This is a genomic window from Nocardia aurea, assembly GCF_003123685.1.
GTDB lineage: Bacteria > Actinomycetota > Actinomycetes > Mycobacteriales > Mycobacteriaceae > Nocardia > Nocardia aurea.
This window is the reverse complement of sequence record NZ_QCYJ01000020.1, coordinates 182,549-201,622: the sequence shown is the minus strand read 5'-3', so window position 1 is coordinate 201,622 and position 19,074 is coordinate 182,549. Positions and strand designations below refer to the sequence as shown.

Annotated in this window: 22 protein-coding genes and 1 pseudogene; 2 read left to right on the top strand and 21 right to left on the bottom strand. The window is 61.0% G+C overall.

Annotated features, from left to right (window positions below; all coding sequences use genetic code 11):
* Window positions 1-19: 19 nt before the first annotated feature.
* The 10 genes from DAT37_RS06095 to DAT37_RS06055 all read right to left on the bottom strand — a co-directional run bounded on the left by DAT37_RS06095 (window position 20) and on the right by DAT37_RS06055 (window position 7,773).
* Complete coding sequence (locus DAT37_RS06095) at window positions 20-463, bottom strand: hypothetical protein (protein WP_109523706.1); 444 nt, start codon at window positions 461-463, stop codon at window positions 20-22.
* Window positions 464-566: 103 nt separating this feature from the next.
* Complete coding sequence (locus DAT37_RS06090) at window positions 567-1,655, bottom strand: DUF932 domain-containing protein (protein ID WP_109523705.1); 1,089 nt, start codon at window positions 1,653-1,655, stop codon at window positions 567-569.
* Window positions 1,656-1,761: 106 nt separating this feature from the next.
* The gene (locus DAT37_RS06085; RefSeq protein ID WP_109523704.1) at window positions 1,762-1,992 is read right to left on the bottom strand and encodes a hypothetical protein; all 231 of its coding nucleotides are present in this window, start codon (window positions 1,990-1,992) and stop codon (window positions 1,762-1,764) included.
* The gene (locus DAT37_RS06080; protein WP_157978327.1) at window positions 1,989-2,723 is read right to left on the bottom strand and encodes a hypothetical protein; all 735 of its coding nucleotides are present in this window, start codon (window positions 2,721-2,723) and stop codon (window positions 1,989-1,991) included. The genes DAT37_RS06085 and DAT37_RS06080 overlap by 4 nt, the downstream gene beginning before the upstream one ends.
* Window positions 2,716-3,348, bottom strand: coding sequence for a DUF7178 family protein (locus tag DAT37_RS06075; RefSeq protein WP_456320114.1), 633 nt, complete (start codon window positions 3,346-3,348; stop codon window positions 2,716-2,718). Before DAT37_RS06075 ends, DAT37_RS06080 begins: the two co-directional genes overlap by 8 nt.
* Before the next feature lie 57 nt (window positions 3,349-3,405).
* Window positions 3,406-4,071, bottom strand: a complete 666-nt coding sequence (locus DAT37_RS06070) for a hypothetical protein (RefSeq protein WP_109523701.1) — start codon at window positions 4,069-4,071, stop codon at window positions 3,406-3,408.
* Window positions 4,072-4,083: 12 nt separating this feature from the next.
* Window positions 4,084-4,236 (bottom strand): hypothetical protein, encoded by a 153-nt coding sequence (locus DAT37_RS43905; protein WP_157978325.1) that lies wholly within the window; start codon window positions 4,234-4,236, stop codon window positions 4,084-4,086.
* 133 nt (window positions 4,237-4,369) lie between these two features.
* Window positions 4,370-4,660, bottom strand: a complete 291-nt coding sequence (locus tag DAT37_RS06065) for a hypothetical protein (protein WP_109523700.1) — start codon at window positions 4,658-4,660, stop codon at window positions 4,370-4,372.
* Between the two features lie 531 nt (window positions 4,661-5,191).
* Complete coding sequence (locus DAT37_RS06060; RefSeq protein WP_109523699.1) at window positions 5,192-6,529, bottom strand: flavin monoamine oxidase family protein; 1,338 nt, start codon at window positions 6,527-6,529, stop codon at window positions 5,192-5,194.
* 122 nt (window positions 6,530-6,651) lie between these two features.
* A complete protein-coding gene (locus DAT37_RS06055; protein WP_109523698.1) occupies window positions 6,652-7,773 on the bottom strand; it encodes an NAD/NADP octopine/nopaline dehydrogenase family protein in 1,122 nt (373 codons plus the stop codon).
* A gap of 325 nt (window positions 7,774-8,098) precedes the next feature.
* On the opposite strand from DAT37_RS06055, the gene DAT37_RS43900 reads away from it, so the two are divergent.
* The gene (locus DAT37_RS43900; RefSeq protein ID WP_157978324.1) at window positions 8,099-8,515 is read left to right on the top strand and encodes a helix-turn-helix domain-containing protein; all 417 of its coding nucleotides are present in this window, start codon (window positions 8,099-8,101) and stop codon (window positions 8,513-8,515) included.
* 376 nt (window positions 8,516-8,891) lie between these two features.
* Here DAT37_RS43900 and cyaB read toward each other — a convergent pair whose 3' ends face one another.
* From cyaB to DAT37_RS06035, 4 genes are all read right to left on the bottom strand, one after another.
* Window positions 8,892-9,491 (bottom strand): class IV adenylate cyclase, encoded by a 600-nt coding sequence (cyaB, locus tag DAT37_RS06050; protein WP_109523697.1) that lies wholly within the window; start codon window positions 9,489-9,491, stop codon window positions 8,892-8,894.
* A gap of 159 nt (window positions 9,492-9,650) precedes the next feature.
* A complete protein-coding gene (locus DAT37_RS06045) occupies window positions 9,651-11,036 on the bottom strand; it encodes a hypothetical protein (RefSeq protein ID WP_109523696.1) in 1,386 nt (461 codons plus the stop codon).
* A 136-nt stretch (window positions 11,037-11,172) separates the two neighbouring features.
* Window positions 11,173-11,436 carry a hypothetical protein gene (locus DAT37_RS06040; protein WP_109523695.1) on the bottom strand — a complete coding sequence of 88 codons (264 nt, stop codon included), beginning with the start codon at window positions 11,434-11,436 and terminating at the stop codon, window positions 11,173-11,175.
* A 738-nt stretch (window positions 11,437-12,174) separates the two neighbouring features.
* Window positions 12,175-12,924 (bottom strand): hypothetical protein, encoded by a 750-nt coding sequence (locus DAT37_RS06035; protein WP_109523694.1) that lies wholly within the window; start codon window positions 12,922-12,924, stop codon window positions 12,175-12,177.
* Window positions 12,925-13,428: 504 nt separating this feature from the next.
* On the opposite strand from DAT37_RS06035, the gene DAT37_RS06025 reads away from it, so the two are divergent.
* The gene (locus DAT37_RS06025; RefSeq protein WP_157978323.1) at window positions 13,429-14,424 is read left to right on the top strand and encodes a hypothetical protein; all 996 of its coding nucleotides are present in this window, start codon (window positions 13,429-13,431) and stop codon (window positions 14,422-14,424) included.
* 48 nt (window positions 14,425-14,472) lie between these two features.
* On the opposite strand, the pseudogene DAT37_RS45280 reads toward DAT37_RS06025, so the two are convergent.
* From DAT37_RS45280 to DAT37_RS05990, 7 genes and pseudogenes are all read right to left on the bottom strand, one after another.
* A pseudogene (locus DAT37_RS45280) lies at window positions 14,473-14,553 on the bottom strand (hypothetical protein); the annotation flags it as partial.
* 372 nt (window positions 14,554-14,925) lie between these two features.
* Window positions 14,926-15,603: a hypothetical protein gene (locus tag DAT37_RS43895; protein WP_157978321.1), complete on the bottom strand. Its 678-nt coding sequence runs from the start codon at window positions 15,601-15,603 to the stop codon at window positions 14,926-14,928.
* Window positions 15,604-15,888: 285 nt separating this feature from the next.
* Window positions 15,889-16,893, bottom strand: coding sequence for a class 1b ribonucleoside-diphosphate reductase subunit beta (gene nrdF, locus DAT37_RS06010; protein ID WP_109523689.1), 1,005 nt, complete (start codon window positions 16,891-16,893; stop codon window positions 15,889-15,891).
* Window positions 16,890-17,135, bottom strand: coding sequence for a hypothetical protein (locus tag DAT37_RS06005; protein WP_109523688.1), 246 nt, complete (start codon window positions 17,133-17,135; stop codon window positions 16,890-16,892). Before DAT37_RS06005 ends, nrdF begins: the two co-directional genes overlap by 4 nt.
* The gene (gene dut, locus DAT37_RS06000; protein ID WP_109523687.1) at window positions 17,132-17,626 is read right to left on the bottom strand and encodes a dUTP diphosphatase; all 495 of its coding nucleotides are present in this window, start codon (window positions 17,624-17,626) and stop codon (window positions 17,132-17,134) included. The genes DAT37_RS06005 and dut overlap by 4 nt, the downstream gene beginning before the upstream one ends.
* Before the next feature lie 117 nt (window positions 17,627-17,743).
* On the bottom strand, window positions 17,744-17,950 hold the full coding sequence (locus DAT37_RS05995) for a DUF397 domain-containing protein (protein WP_109523686.1): 207 nt from the start codon (window positions 17,948-17,950) through the stop codon (window positions 17,744-17,746).
* Window positions 17,934-18,806, bottom strand: a complete 873-nt coding sequence (locus DAT37_RS05990) for a helix-turn-helix domain-containing protein (protein WP_109523962.1) — start codon at window positions 18,804-18,806, stop codon at window positions 17,934-17,936. Before DAT37_RS05990 ends, DAT37_RS05995 begins: the two co-directional genes overlap by 17 nt.
* Between the last annotated feature and the right edge of the window lie 268 nt (window positions 18,807-19,074).

Sequence of the window (19,074 nt, the reverse complement as noted above, 5' to 3'; positions counted from 1 at the left end):
CTCGCTAGATCACTCTGTTCTAGCACGTCAGCAACACCTCGTCACTGTCGTCGGAGGTGTCCATCTCGTTGCCGTGCGCGGCCCAGATGACCGCCTGGGTGTGGAACCCGTAGGTGATGTTCGCATTCGAGCATTCCGACGCATAGGTCACCGAAACCTCAGCGCGCGTGGGGTCGATATAGGCCCGCGCATCCTGCTGATAGAACTTGTCTCGTTGCAGGTCGTGGCGCCACAGAATCACCTCGATGTGACGCTTCTCCGGCGAGCGGGGGCTGCATCTCACCGTGAACCCGTACTGAATGTGGGTGGTCGAGGCCGAGTTCGCCTTGAACGGGCCGCCCGCCTGGATAAAGCACGTGACATGATCGGCTACCGGTTCGATCCGGGGCTGACCGTTCGCCGTGCCGGTGCCGCCGACCACGAGCGCCGCCAATGCGCCGGCGAGTGCGTGGGTGATTTTCATAGTGTTCTCCCTGTGTCCAGGATATGGAAGACGCACAGCCGGATTGGCTGCGCGCACAAAGAAGGCCCGCCGAGTTCGTCGACGGGCCTTATCTGGGGTGTGACTACGCCGTTTCGAGAATGCGGGTGAGCAGGTTCAGCGTTTTGGTGTCACGCTCACCGGCCTCGCCGGTCATGGCGCGGCTCATGTTCCGCTCGGCGCGGGTCATGTCGGTACCGCGCACCGCGGCGATGTGGTGGTTGTAGGTGTTGACCGCCTGCAACACCCCGAACGCCGTGCCCTTCCACTGCGTGACCCGATTGTCGTTATTCCACAGCGTCAGCAGCGCGTCGCGACGCTTCTCGGCGCGAGTCCTGGGCGCACCCTGGCCCTCGGGGATCGGGTTCCAGAAGGTCAGAAACGAATCGAACTGGCGCGGGGAAACCTTGGTCTCGCACAGTCGGGCCACATCCTTCGCGAAGGTGTCTTCCGACTCGACGATCAGCCCCAGTGCATCCCGTGCATCGTTGAGCCGGGCCATCGACTTGGTCGAGCGCTTGATCTTCCAACGCAGACCGGACTCGCGAGCCTCGTCCAACGCCCAGGCCATCGTGTTGTCGCACACGACCATCGTGTGCACGGCGCTGAAGCTGGTGGCGAGGCTGCCGTCGTGACTCGAGCACGCCAGCAGACTGGTGCGGAAGTCGACACCCTCGCGAGTACGGACGGTGTCGGGCCGTTCGATCTGGACCCAGGCCTGGGCCCCACCCCGCAGCAGGCCCGCCGAGGAGATACCAAGACTGTCGGTCGTGACCGCCAGGCCGTCCGGCGTCACCAGCTGGGCCAGGCCGTTGAGCAGCCATTCTCGGTACTGGTGCACGGTCGAGGTCTTGAAGACGCCGAACGCAACACCGGTTTCACCGTGATAGGTGACGTTGCGGGTCTCGTCGGTGACCGTCTTCATGTACGCACCGTCGGCGCCGAGGTGAGTCGCATCCTCGAGTCCCGACGCCGGGATGTCGTATCGCAACGGCGCGACCTGTGCCTTCCAGTAGAACAGCCGTCGCTCCACGTCGGCGACCGGCACGGCTGCCGGGTAGTGGTTGTTCTCTTTGCCCTGGCTCGACAGGCGGTAGTGCCACGCGGTGCCACGCTGATCGGTGTTGCCGATCAGGGTCCACTGGTTGAGGTGTTCGCTGGTTTCGCGAGACATATCGTGCTCCTTGCATAGTGAATAGACCCCCAGGAAGTCCCTGGTGGTTCCGAAAGTTGTTGAAAGAGAAATGAATCAGGCGATCGAAGCGGATCGCCTCGACGCGCTAGTAGAGGTTGCCGTGACGATCGAACGACGGCCAACGATCACGGCGCAGATCGCGGCGATACAGGTAGGCGTCGTGGATCTGCTCATCACTCACCCCGACAGACCGGGCGTCGGCCGAGGCGCGCAGGTATGCCTCATGATCGTCGGTGGTCACCGCATCGGCGACCGCCTGGATAGCGGCCATGAAGGCGGTCAGAGACACCTTGACCGCGGGACTGTCCGCACTCATCCGCGGTTCTCCCAGATCTGCTCGGAATCGTGGCAGTGCATGACGATCTCGGATCTGTCCTCGCGGCCACTCCACACCAGGGCGTACAAGCCGGGGCGACCCAGAATGATTTCAGCGAGACCCCGCCCGACCGAGCCCGCCGCTTCGAGCAACATCGGAGCGGCGTGACCCTCCACCCAGCGACAACCGGTCACCGGTTTCCACTCACCGGCCGCATTGGGCTCGACATGCACGACACCCTCGGGGTCCACGAAGACCTCCGGCGCGTACACCTCACTCTCGACACAGATATGACCGGCAAGACCGACCCGGATCACCTGGTCGAGATCCATCACTTCATGCAGCGTGTCCGGCGTCATCTGTCGCATGTCCTCACCCGACGGCGAGATCTGCACCGGACGGAACATCAGCGGGATCATATGACCGAGGCTCGTCCACTGCTCCAGCGTCGCCAAACCGCTGCCGCGGTAATGAGCCGCCGGTTCCGCGTCGTCGTTTGCGGATCCGTCGGCCCCGAAAGCCGCGAACCCGCCACAGAACGCGAGACTGGTCAGGTCGATGCTGTCGGTGACGCGCTGCCCACTGTCCCCGATATATACCGAGTGCAACTTTTCGCGCAGAGCGCGCCGGGCCGCCGCCAGGTTAGCGCCACGCGCCCTTGCCGTGGCGTGCACGAAGATGCCGATGGTGCGAACGATCTGCTGAGCGCCCACATTCTCGTTCTCAGACATGAATGCTCTCCCAATATTCCTGATGCAGAACTGTTTTCACGCGCACTTTCGGGACCGGTCGAATCGCGACCCATGTACCGGCCTGCATGGTCGGCGCGGCGACCCGCCGGGCCGCTGCCGCCCTCCGGTACGCCTCCGCCACCGCCTCGTATACACCGACCCGAGCCAGCTCGGTATCGGTCACATTGGCGATCAGCGCCGCCCACATGTCCACAGTCACCTCGTAGGTGTCGCCGGTGATGTTCTTCGCGAAGGATCGGATCTTCGGAGACGTCGCAGTGAACACCGACCATGGATCCTCGGCCGCCATGACCTTGTGAGCACGCTCGATATTCATCGGTAGCGTGCCCGACACCGGCTCACCCCTAGCAATGGCGAACGCGGCGTCCACATTGCGTTCCCACTTCGTCCGCGGGCTCAGCGCGGCGATCACACACGCCGCGCGATCCAGGCTGATGTCCGCGATCTCGGCCACATGGTCGGCGATGACATACGCCTTCGCATACCAGGCCCGGCCTTCGGTGATCTGCTCCGGTGCGGCCCTATCCCACACGCGCAGAATGGCATTCACTGCCCTACGTCGGGTCGTAGCTGTTCTAACGAACGCATCAGCGCGATGAGTAATCTCAATACCCCTTTTCGGGCAAAGAACAGGCAGACGGAAACTCTCCGCCCGCCGATGTCAGTTACTGGTCTCGTGGAAGCCGCCGACGCACAGCCGCCCGTCGACGACGCGCAGCGGCTCGGGATGGAAATAGTGCGAGTAGCACTCGAGGGTCGCATCGACGTTGTCGATCACGCCACCAGTGCTACGCCAGAACGCACCTGCGTTGGTCTGCTCGCGGTACAGCACGACGCCGAACTCGCGAGAGCTGTGCTTGGCCAACCACATCCGGGTTGCCAACGGGTGCCGCCCGGCCATGTACTGGATGCCGAGGAGGACCGACCCGCGGTAGGTCGCGGGCACGTCGGCAACGCCGAAGTCCTCGAGCAGGTTCGAATGCAGCAGCTGCGCGCCGACGTATCCCGCCATCGCCTCGCCGAGCTGGATTCCCGACGCGCGGTAGCCACGTTGGACCGGGTCACCTGCGGCCCGGTCGAAGATGCGCTTGGTGCCGTCTGGATTCGGCAGCGTCGACAGGGTAAGGATGGGCGTCTCGGCGAGCTGGTCGGAGTAGATCTGCACCTGGGCGCACTGGCTGGCACCGACGGACTCGACGGTGTAGCCGTGCAGGTAGCGATCGAACCAGTCGGCGACCGAGTCGAGATCGTCGAACTCGCGACGCTCACCGGCCGGTTCGGGACGATGCTGGCGAATCGGCATATCTTTCAAGGTCGCGTAGATCATGGTTTTCTCATTTCAGATAAAGACGTGGGCATATTCGATGGTGAGTTCGAAGTCGACAACGATGTCGGGGAATTCCCTGCGCCACCACATGAAGATGAAGCCGCTCGACCCGACATAGTGCAGGTATGCCTTGAGGAGATCGGCGGGTGACTGGGCGTTATCCATGCAGCTCCGCTCGTAATCCATATAGCGAACGAACCTAACGCCAGTTGTCGACCGCGCGTTCCAGGGTGTTAACCCATGAAAAGAGCGGGATAAAGGAACTGGCGAATTCGAATAGTGGAAACTATCGGAGAAATCAGGCAGCCACCTTCGCGCCGCGGCGAGCCCGGACCACCTGCATCAGCGTCCACCGCAACAACGCCACCAGCTCGGCCGCGTCGTCGAGCGAACTCGGCGACGGCACCACGACACGCGTCGGATCGAACTCCTCACCCGCCGCCAACCTCGCCAGCTCCGTGCCCGGCTCCGCCCAGATCGAGGCCAACATCCGCGCCGCCATGCCCGAGATCGGCACACCGGACTCGTCGCGGCACTCCACCTCGAAACGCACCCGCAGCAAGCTCGCCGGATCCGCGGTCACACGCATAACAACCATCTCCTTCGCCCGGATTCGGGCATGAAAACAGCCCCAGCGCTAATGCACTGAAGCGTCGAAACGAAAGAGCCCCTAGGTCGAATACCTAGGGGCTCAGATCAATCGGAAACTACGGAACTGATCAGGTCAGGACAGCTGCCGGGAATCACACACCGGCAACCGAACTCAGGGATCAGGGCATGAAAAATTCCGGCACGAAACGATGTCGGGGTGAAGACAGCGAGAGCCCGTCATACAACAGTCTCCCGAAACGGAACGGCTAGAACCTGGACAAGAGCCCCAGGCCGAAAACCTGGGGACTCTTGTCGAAATGGTCATGCAGCGACTGTCGGGCGAGGCGATCCAGGATCGCCCCGCCCGAACCTATTACGACCCGGCAACCTCGCTGACCGCCGTGCCGACGGCGTCGATCACCCGATCCAGGACCGACTCACTCACCCCCGCCACAGCGGCAGGCACTGATGACGGTCCGCGAACTGCAGTCGCCGCCCCACGCCGTCAACGATGTAGGGCGGCACCTGCTCACCGATTCAGAACGCGGCCGACCGCACGGCTCGCGGAGGTGATCGCGCTGGACTGCCACGCACCTTGCGGATCGGCCCAGTCTCCCGCCAGGATCAGGCGGCTATCGGTCATGTCCAACGTCTGGAACAATTCCGCGTCGGAACCAGGCCAGCGCACCCACCCGGCCCCGACGCCCGCAACATCGGACCACACGATCTGCCGATACTCGACCGCAGTCGCACCGTGTCGAGGATGCAACTCCGAAATGGTCCGATCGAAGCAGGTGCGACGCTCATCGGGAGTCATCGCCGAAAGCGTCGACGCGCTATCGCCCTCCGCATATCCCACCAGAACCCCGGAACTGTCGGATATGAGATCATCGGAGGGATACCACACCCGCGTGAACAGTGTATTGGGGTAACTCGTGCCGCCGTACACCCCATAGTCGGACTCCCACCAGCGCCGAGGGTAGAGCGCCGCAACCTTGACCGCCGGTCGGGGTTCAGCGCTGCGCAACACCTCGACCACATCCGAGGGCAACGGCAGATTCATTCGCTCGAGCTGATGCGGCATCGGAGTGAAAATCGCGTGGTCGAATGCAGCCCTCATCGGTGAGCCGTCAGCGGTGAGGATGCGCAGAACCACACCGTATCGCGCCAACTCCGCTCCGACAATCGAATGCCCTGTCGAAACACTCCCATCGGGCAACTGTTGCGCCAGGCGGTCGGTCAATACCTGCGACCCACCGACCGGGCGGACCAGAACATGGGTCTTGACATAGGTATTGTCGATCCGGTCGAGTTCGCGCAGATTGCTCGCCAGATATTCGGTCACCGAGGAGATATCCGACTCGGTCGTCTCGGCCACGGGAATCCCCGCGTGACGGAAATCTGCCAGTGCCGGAGCATCCCAGTGCATCCCGTGCGGCGAACGGAACTTCTCGCCGCTGTCAGCGGGAAGTGCTGCACGCTGCCGCCACACCTCGTTGTCCCGATGTGCGGTACGCAACCGCACAGGCGTGCGCACGCTGCCGGTCTGCCGAATCCACATCGCATCCGGGTTCCGCATGATGAAATTCTCGACAGGAATACCCAACCGTCGGTACAGCTCACCCGGCAGGGTCTGTGGAACGATCCGTGCGGCACCGAAGTCGACATAGCGCGCCGGATCGGCAGAAAAATGATCGGTGAAAAGACGGCCACCAATTCGATGCGAGGACTCGAATACGCGGACAGTCGCGCCGAGCCTGCTCAATTCGTGTGCCGCAAACAACCCCGACAAACCAGCGCCCACAACTGCCACCGTGGTGCCACGTAGATCCATGGTGTCGGAACGAACGATATCGCCTATGTTCACGATTCTCCCTATTGGGTCGTAACTCAGGGCTTTTGCCCTTTGGAAGTGAATATGTGCAATGAATACTTACGCCGCCCTATGGCGGGCCGAACCGATGGTCCGACCCGCCATAGAGCAGGGGATTAAGCGCCCGACATCAGAACGTCGATATGGCTGTCATCCACCGGGTACGCCTCGAACTGTCGGTAGTCCAATCCGACCGTCTCGAGCAGACCGGGCAACATGGCCGCGAATTCTTCCGTCACCGGCATGCGCTGGCCGACGTGGGCCGCCATGCGCAGCACCGTCGCCAAAGCGGGGATGTCCTCCCACAGAGCACGACTTGCCCGCAACTCCGCCAGCGACGACGGAGCGTAGCTGCGGTAGAAGGTGCCCGTCGCCCGCATCACCTCGAAGAACGTGCCATCCACGCGATGCCCGTACTGGCGGTCCAGGATCTCGACGAAAGATTCGGCACGGCACCTGTACTGCCCCGCCAAATCGACTCGCTCGGCATCCATCGCAGCCAACCTCGGCGCGAGCTGGGCATGGATCCCCTCGGAGTAGTGCAAGTAGCACTCACCGCGTTCCGACCGGGCAATGTTGACCGGATCGAGCAGAGTTGCCGTGTGCACGATGTATCCGAGCGGGTCGAACAGCAATCCGAGCGCACTCTTGGACGCCAGAGCAGGCCACGGCTGCCCCTTGTGCTCCACGCCGAAAAGCCGCTGGAGCCTGGCCACGACGTCGTTTCCGCCGGGACCAGACACCGCGATATTGATGCTGTCCTTGCGCTTGTAGTCGATGAACTGCGGGCCGACTCGGGTGCCGTAGAAAGAATCCTCGACATAGACAGCGGTCACCGGAGGCCGGGCATCGACGCTCAACCGATGGTAGAGCCACGGCATACCGCCCTGTCCGCCGCGAATGAAGACCAACACCACATCCGAGCGCAGATTCCGACTCAGAATGCGGTCCACGATATCCATGCGCAGGCCCGGAATATCCGGGACCGTCACAAAAATGAACTCCGCACCGTCGACGACTCTGCCGAACACGCTCGAATCCAGTCCGTGCTCACGGTGGCCCGAATCCAACGAAACATGCCTCTCGGACTTGGTAAAAATATTCCGCATCGTCCTGGAACGATTGGACTCCGGAGACGAAGTGAAGAGATCGACATCTGCCCTACCCGCCAGATCGTAGGACAGCGTGCGACCGACATGTCCCCCGCCGAAGATAGCGACCTTCGTACGATTTTTCATCTTGCACCCTTTTGGGTCGTTGCGTCGGGCTATTGCCCATGACGCATTTCCAATGAGGAACCGGTTTGGATCCCTCAATTATTACGGTCATATCGACCAGCCAGCCGCTACCCGGAGATAGCGGCTCGAATTCGACATGCCCGATCGTGCAACCTGCTGTGGCCTACTCGCCGCCGAGGTTCGGAGAAGCGCTGGACTGTCGCCGAGCACGGATGAAATGCCGACAGGCCGTAACCCGGCCGTCCCGCAGTGCTACCGATGCGGCCCAGCTGATTTGCTTCCCCCCGCTTGGCCGTCGCAACAGGAGCATGGGAAAGTCTTACGAATGGTGATGACGCCCGCTGAATTGCAGTGCACACGCGAGAGCCTCGGTCTATCTGTCGAGACACTTTCGAGGTTGATCGGATACGACGTTCGACGTATCCGCAGGTGGGAGACAGGCACGTCATGGATATCCGAACCCGCCGAGGGCAAGATCCTGGAAGTCGTCGCCGCGACTGACGTTGCGGTGGAACGGCTTTCAGCTACGCAGCCCAGTACGCTGGTCGCGTACAAGTCGGACGAAGAACTGTGGGCCGACTTGCCGGAATTCCAGCCCTATCCGGCGCAATGGCATCGCATTGTCTGCCGTCGGGTGCAGGATCGCGTTCCCGCGGCCCGCATACGGTTCAATTTTCAACTCGACACGCCTGACCCGAAGCGTCCAGAAGGCGGATTGCCTCCCGCTGCACCTGACCGCTGAGCATCCGCAATCGGTCGTCAGGGTCGACGCACGGTCACCGATGCCGAGGGCGCAGCGAGTGACGGTACTTCAGCCGAAGGAGTACATCACTCATACGAGATGTCCTCTCTCGCAAGAGACATGCCCGAACATCACAGCCGGGGCGGAGCCACTTGTACGGACCCGCCCCTGCCGTGATGCAGGGGAGCGGATTGGATCGCAGGGGCGAGGAGCCAGCACACACCCGATGATCGGATTGTGCTGGCTGTCCTCTGCCGCCGAGTCGACCACGCCAGGTAGCACCGGTGAACCGCCTGACTGCGGACTTAACAGCAAGAACTACTCAACAGCGCAGATCGAGCCACATTCCTGCTGGCACAGATCCTGAACTCCCATCTCATTCTTCGAGCGGCGACGTGCGTGCTGCTGCCACGTTCTCGCTGTTGCTCATCACGAGATCGCGGTAAGGCGAAGTGACGATCGGCAACTCGCTTATGCCCAGTTCCGCTTCTATGTGACCGATCTGTGCTCCAGCGCTGTCTGCGTCGTGTGCCAGAATCTCAGTCTCCACGTACGTACCGACGCCCGCGATGACGTCGATTGTGATCGTCGTACGCGCGAGGTCAGGGTTCACGAACGTTGCCCGGAATTTCTCGACACGTGCCAGCTCGCGCATGCCGATAGCAGCCATCAATTGATTAGCTGCCTCCGCCTGGTCGACACCGGCAAGCGCGACATTCGTTTCCGGTTTGACGATAATGCCTGCACTGGAACGATTCTGAGCATTGGTCGGCGGCTTATAGGTGACCTCAGCGAAGTCATCGCGGCTACGGACGCGCAGGCACTCAACCGTCTCCATGTAGTCGACGTCCGGGCGGCTGAAATAAGTGTCAACCTCATTGAGGTGGCCAGTCTTTCGGTAGCCCATCTCGGAGAGCTTGGCAAGCAGAGCCGCAGTGTCAGTCAGCTCGCGCTTACGCTCGACCTCGAACAGCATATTAGACGTATTCCTTTCAGATCCTAGTACGAAGGGTCCGCGCCCATCTGGAACGGCGCTACAAGTAGCGGCTTCACAGCGCGGAAAGTGCGATTTAGGCTCAACGGGTAACCCGTGGGTCAGCCTTTCGGCCGACCCACGGACTACTTCAGGGCTATTTCAGCTTCGCCAGACCGCCGACATAACGCGAGCCAGACTCGGCTTCGTGCAGTGCTCTCCCAGCACACTGAGCGCACTCTGCAAGAGAACAGAATCGGTGATCGGGATGTTCTGGAACAGCACCAGCTGCTTGGCGTCGATCAGCGGATTGGCCAAGCTGTTGCTGAGATAACGGTTGTAGTAGGCGCGGGTTCGCGTCGACACATCATCGGCGTGAACCGGCATCAACACGGTCTCCCCGTCGGTGCCCGCCTCAATCGAATTGACAGCGAACTCCGTCAGCAACTCGTCACGCGTCAGGTATACGTAGGTTTCGCGCCCTTCCCGTTCGAGCCACGACCCCCAAACCTGCACACAGGTCTCATCGACCGCACCTGCGGCAGCAGTCAGAAAGTCGGCGAGAGCAAGGTCGGTGATGGCGTCGAAGATGTCACCGTCGATCACGAAGTGATCGCCGTAGCTCTCACTCAGCGCCCGCAGATTGGCACGCTGAGCCGACGACATCCTCGCCGAGTCCGAGAAGGAAAAGTGCACCCTCTTGTGCCCGGCCCGAAAGTCGACCCAATCGTTGGAGAGTTGGCCATCCAGTACGGGGGTGAACCCGAGAACGCCCGATCGCCAGACATGATCTCGCATCGTTACGTAGTGACGCTGCACCTCCCGGAACAATCCGATCGGTGCCTCGATCACCGCCGCGACGCGGTCATCGAGGGACGACAGCGCCACGATCTGCGAATTCTGACGCGCGACCGGCTCATCGTTGCTGCGATGGTACGGATGCCTGCCGTTGTCGAGGTAGTGCGGCGTGAACATCTGCAAGAACTGCAACCACGGCTGTCCGGTATAGGTATGGATCGTGCGATCGTGCAACGACGCCGTGTGCACGGAGTACACATCGCGGTAGGCGAAGAAACCGTACTCGGCCAGCGCGGTCGGCAGTGCTCGGATCAGGGCATACAAGTCCGCGTAACCACTGCCGTACGAGTAGACCTCATGCATCAACGCGCTCGCGCTGATGATATCCGCAGACATCGGGATCAACGTCGACAGATCCTGAGCCCAACCGTGGACCAACGCCGAGGTTCCCACGGTGTCGAAGTAATCCATCGCGTCGGTCAACGATTTCGACACCACGCCCGGAGCCTCGATCAGCGTCATGTGAACCGAACGGGGCTGCGTCCTCAAGTGAGAGGCGAGATGCCTGACAGCGGCACCACCGCCGGGACCGATTTCGACGACGTGTGCGTTGGGGGAACTCAGCCGTGCCAGCGCGTGCCTGACCAAGTACCCCTTCTCATCGCCATGATCATTCGCGGCGACGTCGATATAGCTCGACGCAGACTTGTGTTCCCGCGCAAAGTTATTCATTCCACCCTCTTGGGTCATTGCGTCGGGCTATTGCCCATACGCATTTACGATGAGGAACCTTCTCAAGTTCCTCAATTACTTCGGTCGCATCGACCAGCCAGCCGTCACCCGAAGATAGCGGCTCGAATTCGACACGCCCGATCGCGCAACCTGATCAAGATTGATTCAGATTGCGGCAATCAGCAGTAAGAACATGCTTTTGCTGAATTCTGAAGAAATAGGGCAGTGCCGCGATGCTATTGAAGCTGCCCACTGCCACCGACGTGCTCCGCGAGTCGCTGGTATTTTCGCCACTCAAGTAATTGAGGTACGCATTGGACACGTCCTGCGGCGTGGCCTGCCACAGGGCGATGCCGTCGGTGAACTTCCCGAGTTTGACCACCTTGCCCGAAACTTTGCACCCATGATCGTTTTTCATTTTCAAATCCTTTCGACACAGAACTCCGAATAAATCCGATCGGTGGCCCGCTGCTCACACCAGCGGCCACCTTCGCATTCATCCGAAATGGACTACTCGAATACCAGCAACGCACCGTGCCGCTACCAGCGACGGCCGTACACAATGCGTCATTCCGCGCATCAACGAATCGGCACACCAAACAAATCGGGTAGCCGAGTAATCGGGACACGCGGATAAGCCAGCACGCAAATCGTCACGAAAACGTCTACAACCGCCACATGAACCAATGCGCACTGACAAATTGCGCCCACACTATGAATTTGAACGGACCGCCACCGTCGCGCTACCGACTAGAGAGGTTCCAAGAACAAGGCCAGAATGACCGTGCCGACTAAGGTGCGGCTCACCATGAGATTGGTTTCCGATTCGATTTGCGTGCACGTCGTCGCGACCGTGACGCGGGAGTATCGGATACTCCGATCGGATCAACATGTGATCCGGTAGACCCTTGAAGGTCACAGCCCTTGCGGACCGAATCCGAAATAGGCATTCCTACGTCGGCCGACGCCGTAGCGTCTAGGTAGAGCGTGCCCTACTCACCCGCTGGGGGCGTAAAGCGTGGGAACCAATGGATGCTAAGCATCTCCGCCGTTCCGTTTTGCGAATCCGATATCGTTGCCGATTCGGAGGACACCCTAGAGAGTCCAGAGAATGCGTACCGCCCCCCACGAGACGCACTCTCCGCACCTGCTAGAGCTACTTGGCGCGCGGCTTAGGCTTGGCAACCGACATCGCGTGTTCCCACTCCGATTGCACCGCGCCCAGTTCGCGCGCCGTATTGACGGCCGACTCCATCGCGTCCCTGCGGACAGTCAGCATGTCCGCCGCACGGTCGACCGCGTTCTGTGCTGCCGAGACCAAATCCTTAGCGTAGAACGCATGATGTGTCGAGATATCGGACTTGTCGCGACGCTGGTAGGCATCACTTTCCGCCGCCCGTTCCGCGTCGACGCTCCGAACCTCATCACGCTTGCCGTACGTGGTTTCGGCAACGTGCAAGCGACGCCGCGCCGCATCCAGTTCTTTCTGAAAACGGTAGTACCGACGCGCGTTGGCGGTAACCGCACTCAACGCGCGTTCTTTCGTCAGCTTCGCCGGAGCCTTAGCCTTACGTGGCTTGAACTTGGCAACACACTTCGCATTCTTGACGATGTGCAAAATTCCATCTCGCACCGACCCGAAATGCATGGTCACACCGACCACCGGCGACGAGTAGACGCCGCTCGGAATTTCCATCAACTGACCGACCAACTCACCATTCCGCTTGACCTCGATAAAGGCCACACCACGGAACATTTCGTAACCGTCCTCGACCAAATCGGAAAGTATGGCGGAGAACTCGCCGAACTGCGAAGTGGAGTGCCCCTCCGCCATCTCGATTTCGGTCGACTCCGTTTCGAGCGAATCGAGTTCGGTTCCGGTGGTTTCGGTAGCAGTAGCGGACATGGTGTGAATCCTCCGTGATCGGTAGCGGTAGGGCCGCTAGGGAAGGTGTGGAGCGGAACGAGACAAAGCTTTCCAGATACTTTGCTACTTGTCAAATCCGCAGGCCAAACAGGGTTTTCGGCCTAATCGGAGGTGTATCCTCCGTTTGTAGTCAGGTAACCCTAAAAATAGCTTTGAGCTGCGGATATGTAACCCTCTCGCGCGTGCGTTCCGATTCTCCTTCTAAGTGGGCCGCTGCCCGTAGGGCGCGGCCCAGCTCGAGCCGTAGGGCGCGGCCCAGCTCGAGCCGTAGGGCGCGGCCCAGCTCGAGCCGTAGGGCGCGGCCCAGCTCGAGCCGTAGGGCGCGGCCCAGCTCGAGCCGTAGGGGGAGGGGGAGCCCCCCCCCCAGCTCCGAGGGGGCAGCGGCCCCCTCGGGTGTTTCCAGTGCGTACGGGTTCCCAGGGGTGTTATTGGTGCAAGGAAAATGAGACGCGGTGTGTCGACGGCCGCCGGTATCCTCGTCCGGTGACGTACCCACCCAGTCTGACGCCCGCGCTGGAGCGCGAGATTCGCCGAACCGCCGAGAACATCCGGCGTCAGATCGCCCAGAATGCAGCGGCGCTCGATTTGGCTCGCAGGACGTCGGAGGCGGTTGGGCGGCAATGGGCGGAGTCCCGGGGCGCTCGCGAATTTCTTCGCTCGATCGAGGGCATCGTGCAGGAGCAACGGAGAGTCGAGCAAGTCTTCATGCGCGCCATCCCGCCGATCCTCGAGACTAGGCGATTCCTTCAGGAAAACGCCACGGCTATCCAGACGGCGTTCGAGGCCGCGGCACCGGCGTTTGAGACGCTGCGCCGCTGGTTGCTGGAGCGGTACCCGTCGAACTGGCCACCCGGCCCTGGCGAAGCGCATTTCACGTTGAGCGCCGCGAAGCAGATCGTCGAAAACGAGGGCATCCCGCTGTCGTATATACCGAGAGCGGAAGTGGTCTCGGAACTCACTCATGCAGCAGATCGCTCCGCGCGTGACGCGATTCTCGTTGCGCGCTGCGCCGAGATCATGGAGGACTGCGAGGAGTCGCTGCACCGCCAGTTGGATCTGGCGGTCGCCGACCAGCGCGAACTCTTGTTGGACGCCATCCGCGCACTGAAGAACGGGCACCACAGGCCAGCGCAATCGCTCTCTGTCGACGTGTGCACGACGGTCATCGAGGCGCACATCAACGCGAAGCACAACAAGGCAAAGAACGAATGCCAGGTCAACGATCTTGACGAAGCCCTCAAGGAAGATCGCCTGCGCTACGTCCTCGGCGTTGCGCCGGTAGTCAACCTTATGACCGACTGGAGCCCGAAGTCGGGCAAGCCGCGTCCCGTGCCGCTGTCGCGACACGTCTGCGCACACCAAGCTCATACCGATCACTTCACGCTCGAAAACGCGATCGTGGCCGTGATGGTCGCAACAAGCCTGATTCGATCGCTGGACGAGCGGTACTCCTGGCCCGACTCCAATACGTCACCGTGACGTTATTGCTCCACATCGCGGTCAGAACTCCCAGTCGCCGTCTTCGGTCTAGACCGCCTTGCCGATGACATAGCTCGAGCCGGACCCGGAAAAGAAGTCATGGTTCTCGTCGGCATTTGGAGCTGGCGCGCGAGATCGCGGAGGATGCAGGCATCCCGATTGTGTACGTCCCTCGGGCCGCGATCGTCGCCGAGCTTGTGAGCGCTGCTGGCAGACAGGATCGTATGGCGATGCGCTACGTTCTCGCTGTCGCGCCGGTAGTTCGCGCCCTGACCGGATTGGAGCCTCGAGGACCGCCACCAGCCTCCGCGGCCAGCGGAGTACTCGCGCCACGTCACCGTGCACCAGGCGCACCCGGACCACTTCACCTCGGAGAACGCGATCGTGGCCGTGATGGTCGCCACGTCATTGCTTCTTGGGCCGAATGAGAGGATCTACTGGGAACCAGGCGAATCGTCACAGTGATGATGCCCAGCGTAACCTATCCGAGCAAGCCTTGCGCTACGGCACAAATACCTTCACTCGAAATTCAACGTAGCCATAGGTGCTGCTGTTGCCTCCAATTACGCCGTCGACATTACCCCGAACTCCAGGCAAGAGTTTATCGCCACGCACGACCGCGTCCTCTAGTTTGATCGCCGATGTATTAGCAGTAGTGTGCAGAAATGCACTTCCTGGAATATATGAAAGAACAGCAGGATTCATTGAAAGTATCTTGCAGCCATTGTATACCTCGATAACGTTCACTCCCGAAAGGTGGACATTCAGAGCTGGATTGACGGCGAGGTCGTTACTGACCCGCAGGTCCATGCGCGCGCCATTTATAGCCTGATCAGCACGAACACTTGAGTTGTCGATGAATACATACACGGAAATATTGATGTCGTCTCGAATTGCAACCTCATCGCCGTACATCATTTTCGGATCGTCAGCAATGCGACATCTCACGAAATTTACTTCGCTCCCGATGGATTGATTATCCTCAATGCTATTAAAAACCGCCGTGGGGGATGGCTCGTTGATTCTGTAGAGGTCCCGTATCGGCCCCCAGCCGTAGTCGTTGGCATTAGGGGCGGGCGCAGGATTCGTTGTAGCGATCAAGGCCGTACTCGGCGTATCTGGTTTCGACCCGATTTTGAAGTCGATCGTGTCGCGAAAGAGGGCGAGTACCGCAGCCACAGCACCAATCAATCCTGCGACGCCGAGAACCGTAGGGTGTCTCCACCAGGGAGTCGGTGATGCAGGACGTGTCGGTGGTGCGGAGGATTGCGGAGCAGCTGGCGTGGAAGCTGTCGGCGTCGGCGACGACGAGTGCGGCGGCGTCGACGAGGATGGCGAAGGCGTCGGGTTCGACATGCACCCAATTCTTTACGACTCTTGCGACACGCATAACCCACTTGAGCACATCAGCTGGGGCCCTTCGAGGAAAGGACGGGCAGATGACAGTCGAGTCACGGGATCCGTTCAGAACTCCCAGTCGCCATCCTCGGTTTCCACCGCCTTGCCGATAACGTAGCTCGAACCCGACCCAGAGAAGAAGTCGTGGTTCTCGTCGGCGTTGGGGGAGAGAGCGGAGAGGATGGCCGGGTTCACCTGGCAATCGTCTTTCGGGAACATCGCTTCGTAGCCGAGGTTGTTGAGCGCCTTGTTCGCGTTGTAGCGCAGGAACGCGTTGACGTCGTCGATCAGGCCGACGCCGCGGTACAGCTCCTCGGCGTATGCTTGCTCGTTCTCATAGAGTTCGAGGAGCAGCTCGATCACCCAGTCCGACATGGCTTCTCGCCCGTCGGCGTCCAGGCGCTCGATGGCCTTCTGATATTTGTAGCCGATGTAGTAGCCGTGCACCGCTTCGTCGCGGATGATCAGCCGGACGACGTCGGAGGTGTTGGTGAGTTTGCCGCGTGAGGACCAATGCATCGGTAGGTAGAAACCAGAGTAGAAGAGGAACGACTCGAGCAGCGTCGAGGTCGCCTTGCGCTTCAGGGCTTCGATCTGTGGGCTGTCTATCAGCCACTCGTCACCGCGGCCGTAGTTGATCTTGCCGCGGTAGTACGACAGGACGATCTCGGCCTTGCGCTGAAGGTGCGGGTTCTCCTCAGACCATCGGAATGCGTCGTCAATCTCCTTGCTGGAGCACAAGGTTGAGAAGATCGAGCTGTAGGACTTCGCGTGCACCGATTCCATGAACGCGATGTTGGTGAGCACGGCCTCCTCGTGTGGGGTGATCGCGTCGGGGATGAGGCTTACGGCGCCGACGGTTCCTTGGATAGTGTCGAGCAGCGTGAGGCCCGTGAAGACGCGCATCGTCAGCTCTTGCTCGGCCGGGCTGAGCGTTTCCCAGGACTGAATGTCGTTGGAGATCGGTACCTTCTCCGGCAGCCAGAAGTTGCCGGTGAGCCGGTCCCAGACTTCGGCATCCTTCTCGTCGACGACCTTGTTCCAGTTGATGGCGCGGCTGATCGCGGTCACGCGCGCTCACCTTCTGTCGGCAGGACGGATTCGATCGAGTGCAACTTGTCCTTCTCGTACTTGGTGACGGCCCCATAGGACAGTCGAATGAAGATGGGGTCTGGTTCGTCGATCTGCACGATCTGGATATCCACGATCTTGCGGTTGCAGCAAGTGCAGTGCGGGTCGGCGAACTTGACGTCGATGTCGCCGACCACGCCGCGGGCGCGTTTGAGGTTGGCGATCATGTCGTTGATCTTCATTCGCCGGCACTCTCCAGGCTGGCGTGACCACCGGTGGAGCCGAAGCCCGCATTGCCGCGGCTGGTCTTCATCTCGAGTGGCTTGCCGTCGAATACGAGTTGTTCGAACGTGACCGGCAGGACGCGCTGGATGAGCAGCTGCGCGATGCGGTCGCCGGGATTGATGACGAACCGCTGGTTGCCGTGGTTGATCAGGCACACCCTGATCTCGCCGCGGTATCCGGCGTCGATGGTGCCGGGCGCATTGAGCACGGTGACACCGGATTTGGCGGCGAGGCCCGACCGCGGGTGAATGAGGCCGACGAAGCCCTGGCGAAGGCCGAGCGCGATTCCGGTGCCGATCAGTTTCCATTCGCGGGGCCAGATGGTCGCATGCTCGGCCGCGGGCAGGTCAACACCGGCGTCGTCGGGGTGCGCGCGTACGAGCGGCGGCCCGACGTGGTGGATGGTTATGGGCGGGTCGCAATGCCCGTGGTTGCTCGCGCAGCTCATGACATCTGAGGGTAAGTGCGGCCGGTCGCAGTAAGTCGTGACGTGTTAAGGCATGGAGGGTACGAAAACGGCCCTCAGTGTGATGCCGAGGGCCGATTCGACTACCTGGCAGGGCGGTTACGGACGATCGAATTCGCCGTCGCTGACCCCCGCCAGGAATGCGCGCCATTCCGAGCCTGTGAACTCCAGTTCGGGGCCGCCGGGATTCTTGGAGTCGCGCACTGCCATGCCGCCCCCGTCCAGGTGTGCCACTTCCACACAATCGGCCTGATTGCCGCTGTAGCTCGATTTGAACCACTTCTTGGGGCTACTCGCCACTGTCATGCTCCTTTGCCACACTCCGGATCAGCAACCGGCTAGCATCCTCATCGAGCGCCCGCCGACTCAGTTGTAGCGTAGCGTCCCGGTACAACAAAATATCTTCCGGTTTCTCCAGGTAGGCGCAGCCGCTGAATCCCTCCAGGTACACCACCGGTGGAGCACCGGTGGTCGCGAACTGAAGGAGGGCGTATTGGCCGATGGGATGGCCTAACGGCATCCCGACGTCGTATGGCAGAACTCTTATTGAGACGTTGGAGCGCTTGCCGATTTCGGCGAGGTGCCTCAGCTGCTCAGCCATGATCGCACGGCCCCCGACGAGGCAGCGTAGCGCCGCCTCGTTGACGAGCACATTCAGTGCTAACGGGTCGAATTTGCGAGTAACGAGGTTCTGTCGCTCTAGCCTTAGGTCCAGCACGCGGCGGCGCTCCCCTTCGGTGCTGGTCTCCATTCTGTTCAGGATCAGCGACCGGGCGTAGTCAGCCGTTTGCAGCAGTCCCGGTACCTGCGAAGGCTGGTACATCGTCAGTTCCGAAGCGCCGGATTCGAGCCCCACATAGACGTCGAACGTCGCGGGGATGACATCGCCATATGCGTGCCACCAGCTCTTTTCGTCAGCCTTCAAGAGAAGGCCCACCATCGCCGAGGTCGTCTCAGTGGACATCTCGAGAATGCTGCACAGCGCTTGGATGTCGCGGACCTTCAGTCGAGTCGACGCACCCTTCTCCAAACGTTGCAGCACGGACGGGCTGATCTCGGACGCTTGCGCCGTTTGGTCGATCGTCGCGCCCAGCTGTTGCCGCGCGGCGCGCAGGTAGCCGCCCAACTGCCTACCAGCCAATGTCGAACCTGGATCAGACATCCAACCTCCACCGTGAATCTGCACCCGTACTGGGTTTTCTGATGTAGCGAACTGGGTTTCGAGACATGCTGTACTGGGTTTTACCCAGGGCTTTCAGGATAGTTTCTACTGGGTATTTCGGTAAGGGTTATGCGACACGGGTTTTGGTGATGTGCTGGATGTGCGCCGCAGCCCGTGCATTTCGCGACAACGCAGTTCGGAATCGGAGGGGATGTACCTGGGCGCACCTACTTTCCACGAGAGGCGGCCAGATGGCAGAGCAGCGTGA

What these genes read in the sequence shown, in the direction of transcription:
- DAT37_RS06045 (WP_109523696.1), bottom strand. Translation starts at nt 11,036, where the DNA reads ATGACCCAAGAGGGTGGAATGAATAACTTTGCGCGGGAACACAAGTCT.
- DAT37_RS06040 (WP_109523695.1), bottom strand. Translation starts at nt 11,436, where the DNA reads ATGAAAAACGATCATGGGTGCAAAGTTTCGGGCAAGGTGGTCAAACTC.
- DAT37_RS43900 (WP_157978324.1), top strand. Translation starts at nt 8,099, where the DNA reads ATGGTGATGACGCCCGCTGAATTGCAGTGCACACGCGAGAGCCTCGGT.
- DAT37_RS06095 (WP_109523706.1), bottom strand. Translation starts at nt 463, where the DNA reads ATGAAAATCACCCACGCACTCGCCGGCGCATTGGCGGCGCTCGTGGTC.
- dut (WP_109523687.1), bottom strand. Translation starts at nt 17,626, where the DNA reads ATGAGCTGCGCGAGCAACCACGGGCATTGCGACCCGCCCATAACCATC.
- DAT37_RS06090 (WP_109523705.1), bottom strand. Translation starts at nt 1,655, where the DNA reads ATGTCTCGCGAAACCAGCGAACACCTCAACCAGTGGACCCTGATCGGC.
- DAT37_RS06005 (WP_109523688.1), bottom strand. Translation starts at nt 17,135, where the DNA reads ATGAAGATCAACGACATGATCGCCAACCTCAAACGCGCCCGCGGCGTG.
- DAT37_RS43905 (WP_157978325.1), bottom strand. Translation starts at nt 4,236, where the DNA reads ATGGATAACGCCCAGTCACCCGCCGATCTCCTCAAGGCATACCTGCAC.
- DAT37_RS06065 (WP_109523700.1), bottom strand. Translation starts at nt 4,660, where the DNA reads ATGCGTGTGACCGCGGATCCGGCGAGCTTGCTGCGGGTGCGTTTCGAG.
- DAT37_RS06070 (WP_109523701.1), bottom strand. Translation starts at nt 4,071, where the DNA reads ATGATCTACGCGACCTTGAAAGATATGCCGATTCGCCAGCATCGTCCC.
- DAT37_RS06035 (WP_109523694.1), bottom strand. Translation starts at nt 12,924, where the DNA reads ATGTCCGCTACTGCTACCGAAACCACCGGAACCGAACTCGATTCGCTC.
- DAT37_RS06080 (WP_157978327.1), bottom strand. Translation starts at nt 2,723, where the DNA reads ATGTCTGAGAACGAGAATGTGGGCGCTCAGCAGATCGTTCGCACCATC.
- DAT37_RS05990 (WP_109523962.1), bottom strand. Translation starts at nt 18,806, where the DNA reads ATGTCTGATCCAGGTTCGACATTGGCTGGTAGGCAGTTGGGCGGCTAC.
- DAT37_RS06055 (WP_109523698.1), bottom strand. Translation starts at nt 7,773, where the DNA reads ATGAAAAATCGTACGAAGGTCGCTATCTTCGGCGGGGGACATGTCGGT.
- cyaB (WP_109523697.1), bottom strand. Translation starts at nt 9,491, where the DNA reads ATGCTGTTCGAGGTCGAGCGTAAGCGCGAGCTGACTGACACTGCGGCT.
- DAT37_RS06085 (WP_109523704.1), bottom strand. Translation starts at nt 1,992, where the DNA reads ATGAGTGCGGACAGTCCCGCGGTCAAGGTGTCTCTGACCGCCTTCATG.
- DAT37_RS05995 (WP_109523686.1), bottom strand. Translation starts at nt 17,950, where the DNA reads ATGACAGTGGCGAGTAGCCCCAAGAAGTGGTTCAAATCGAGCTACAGC.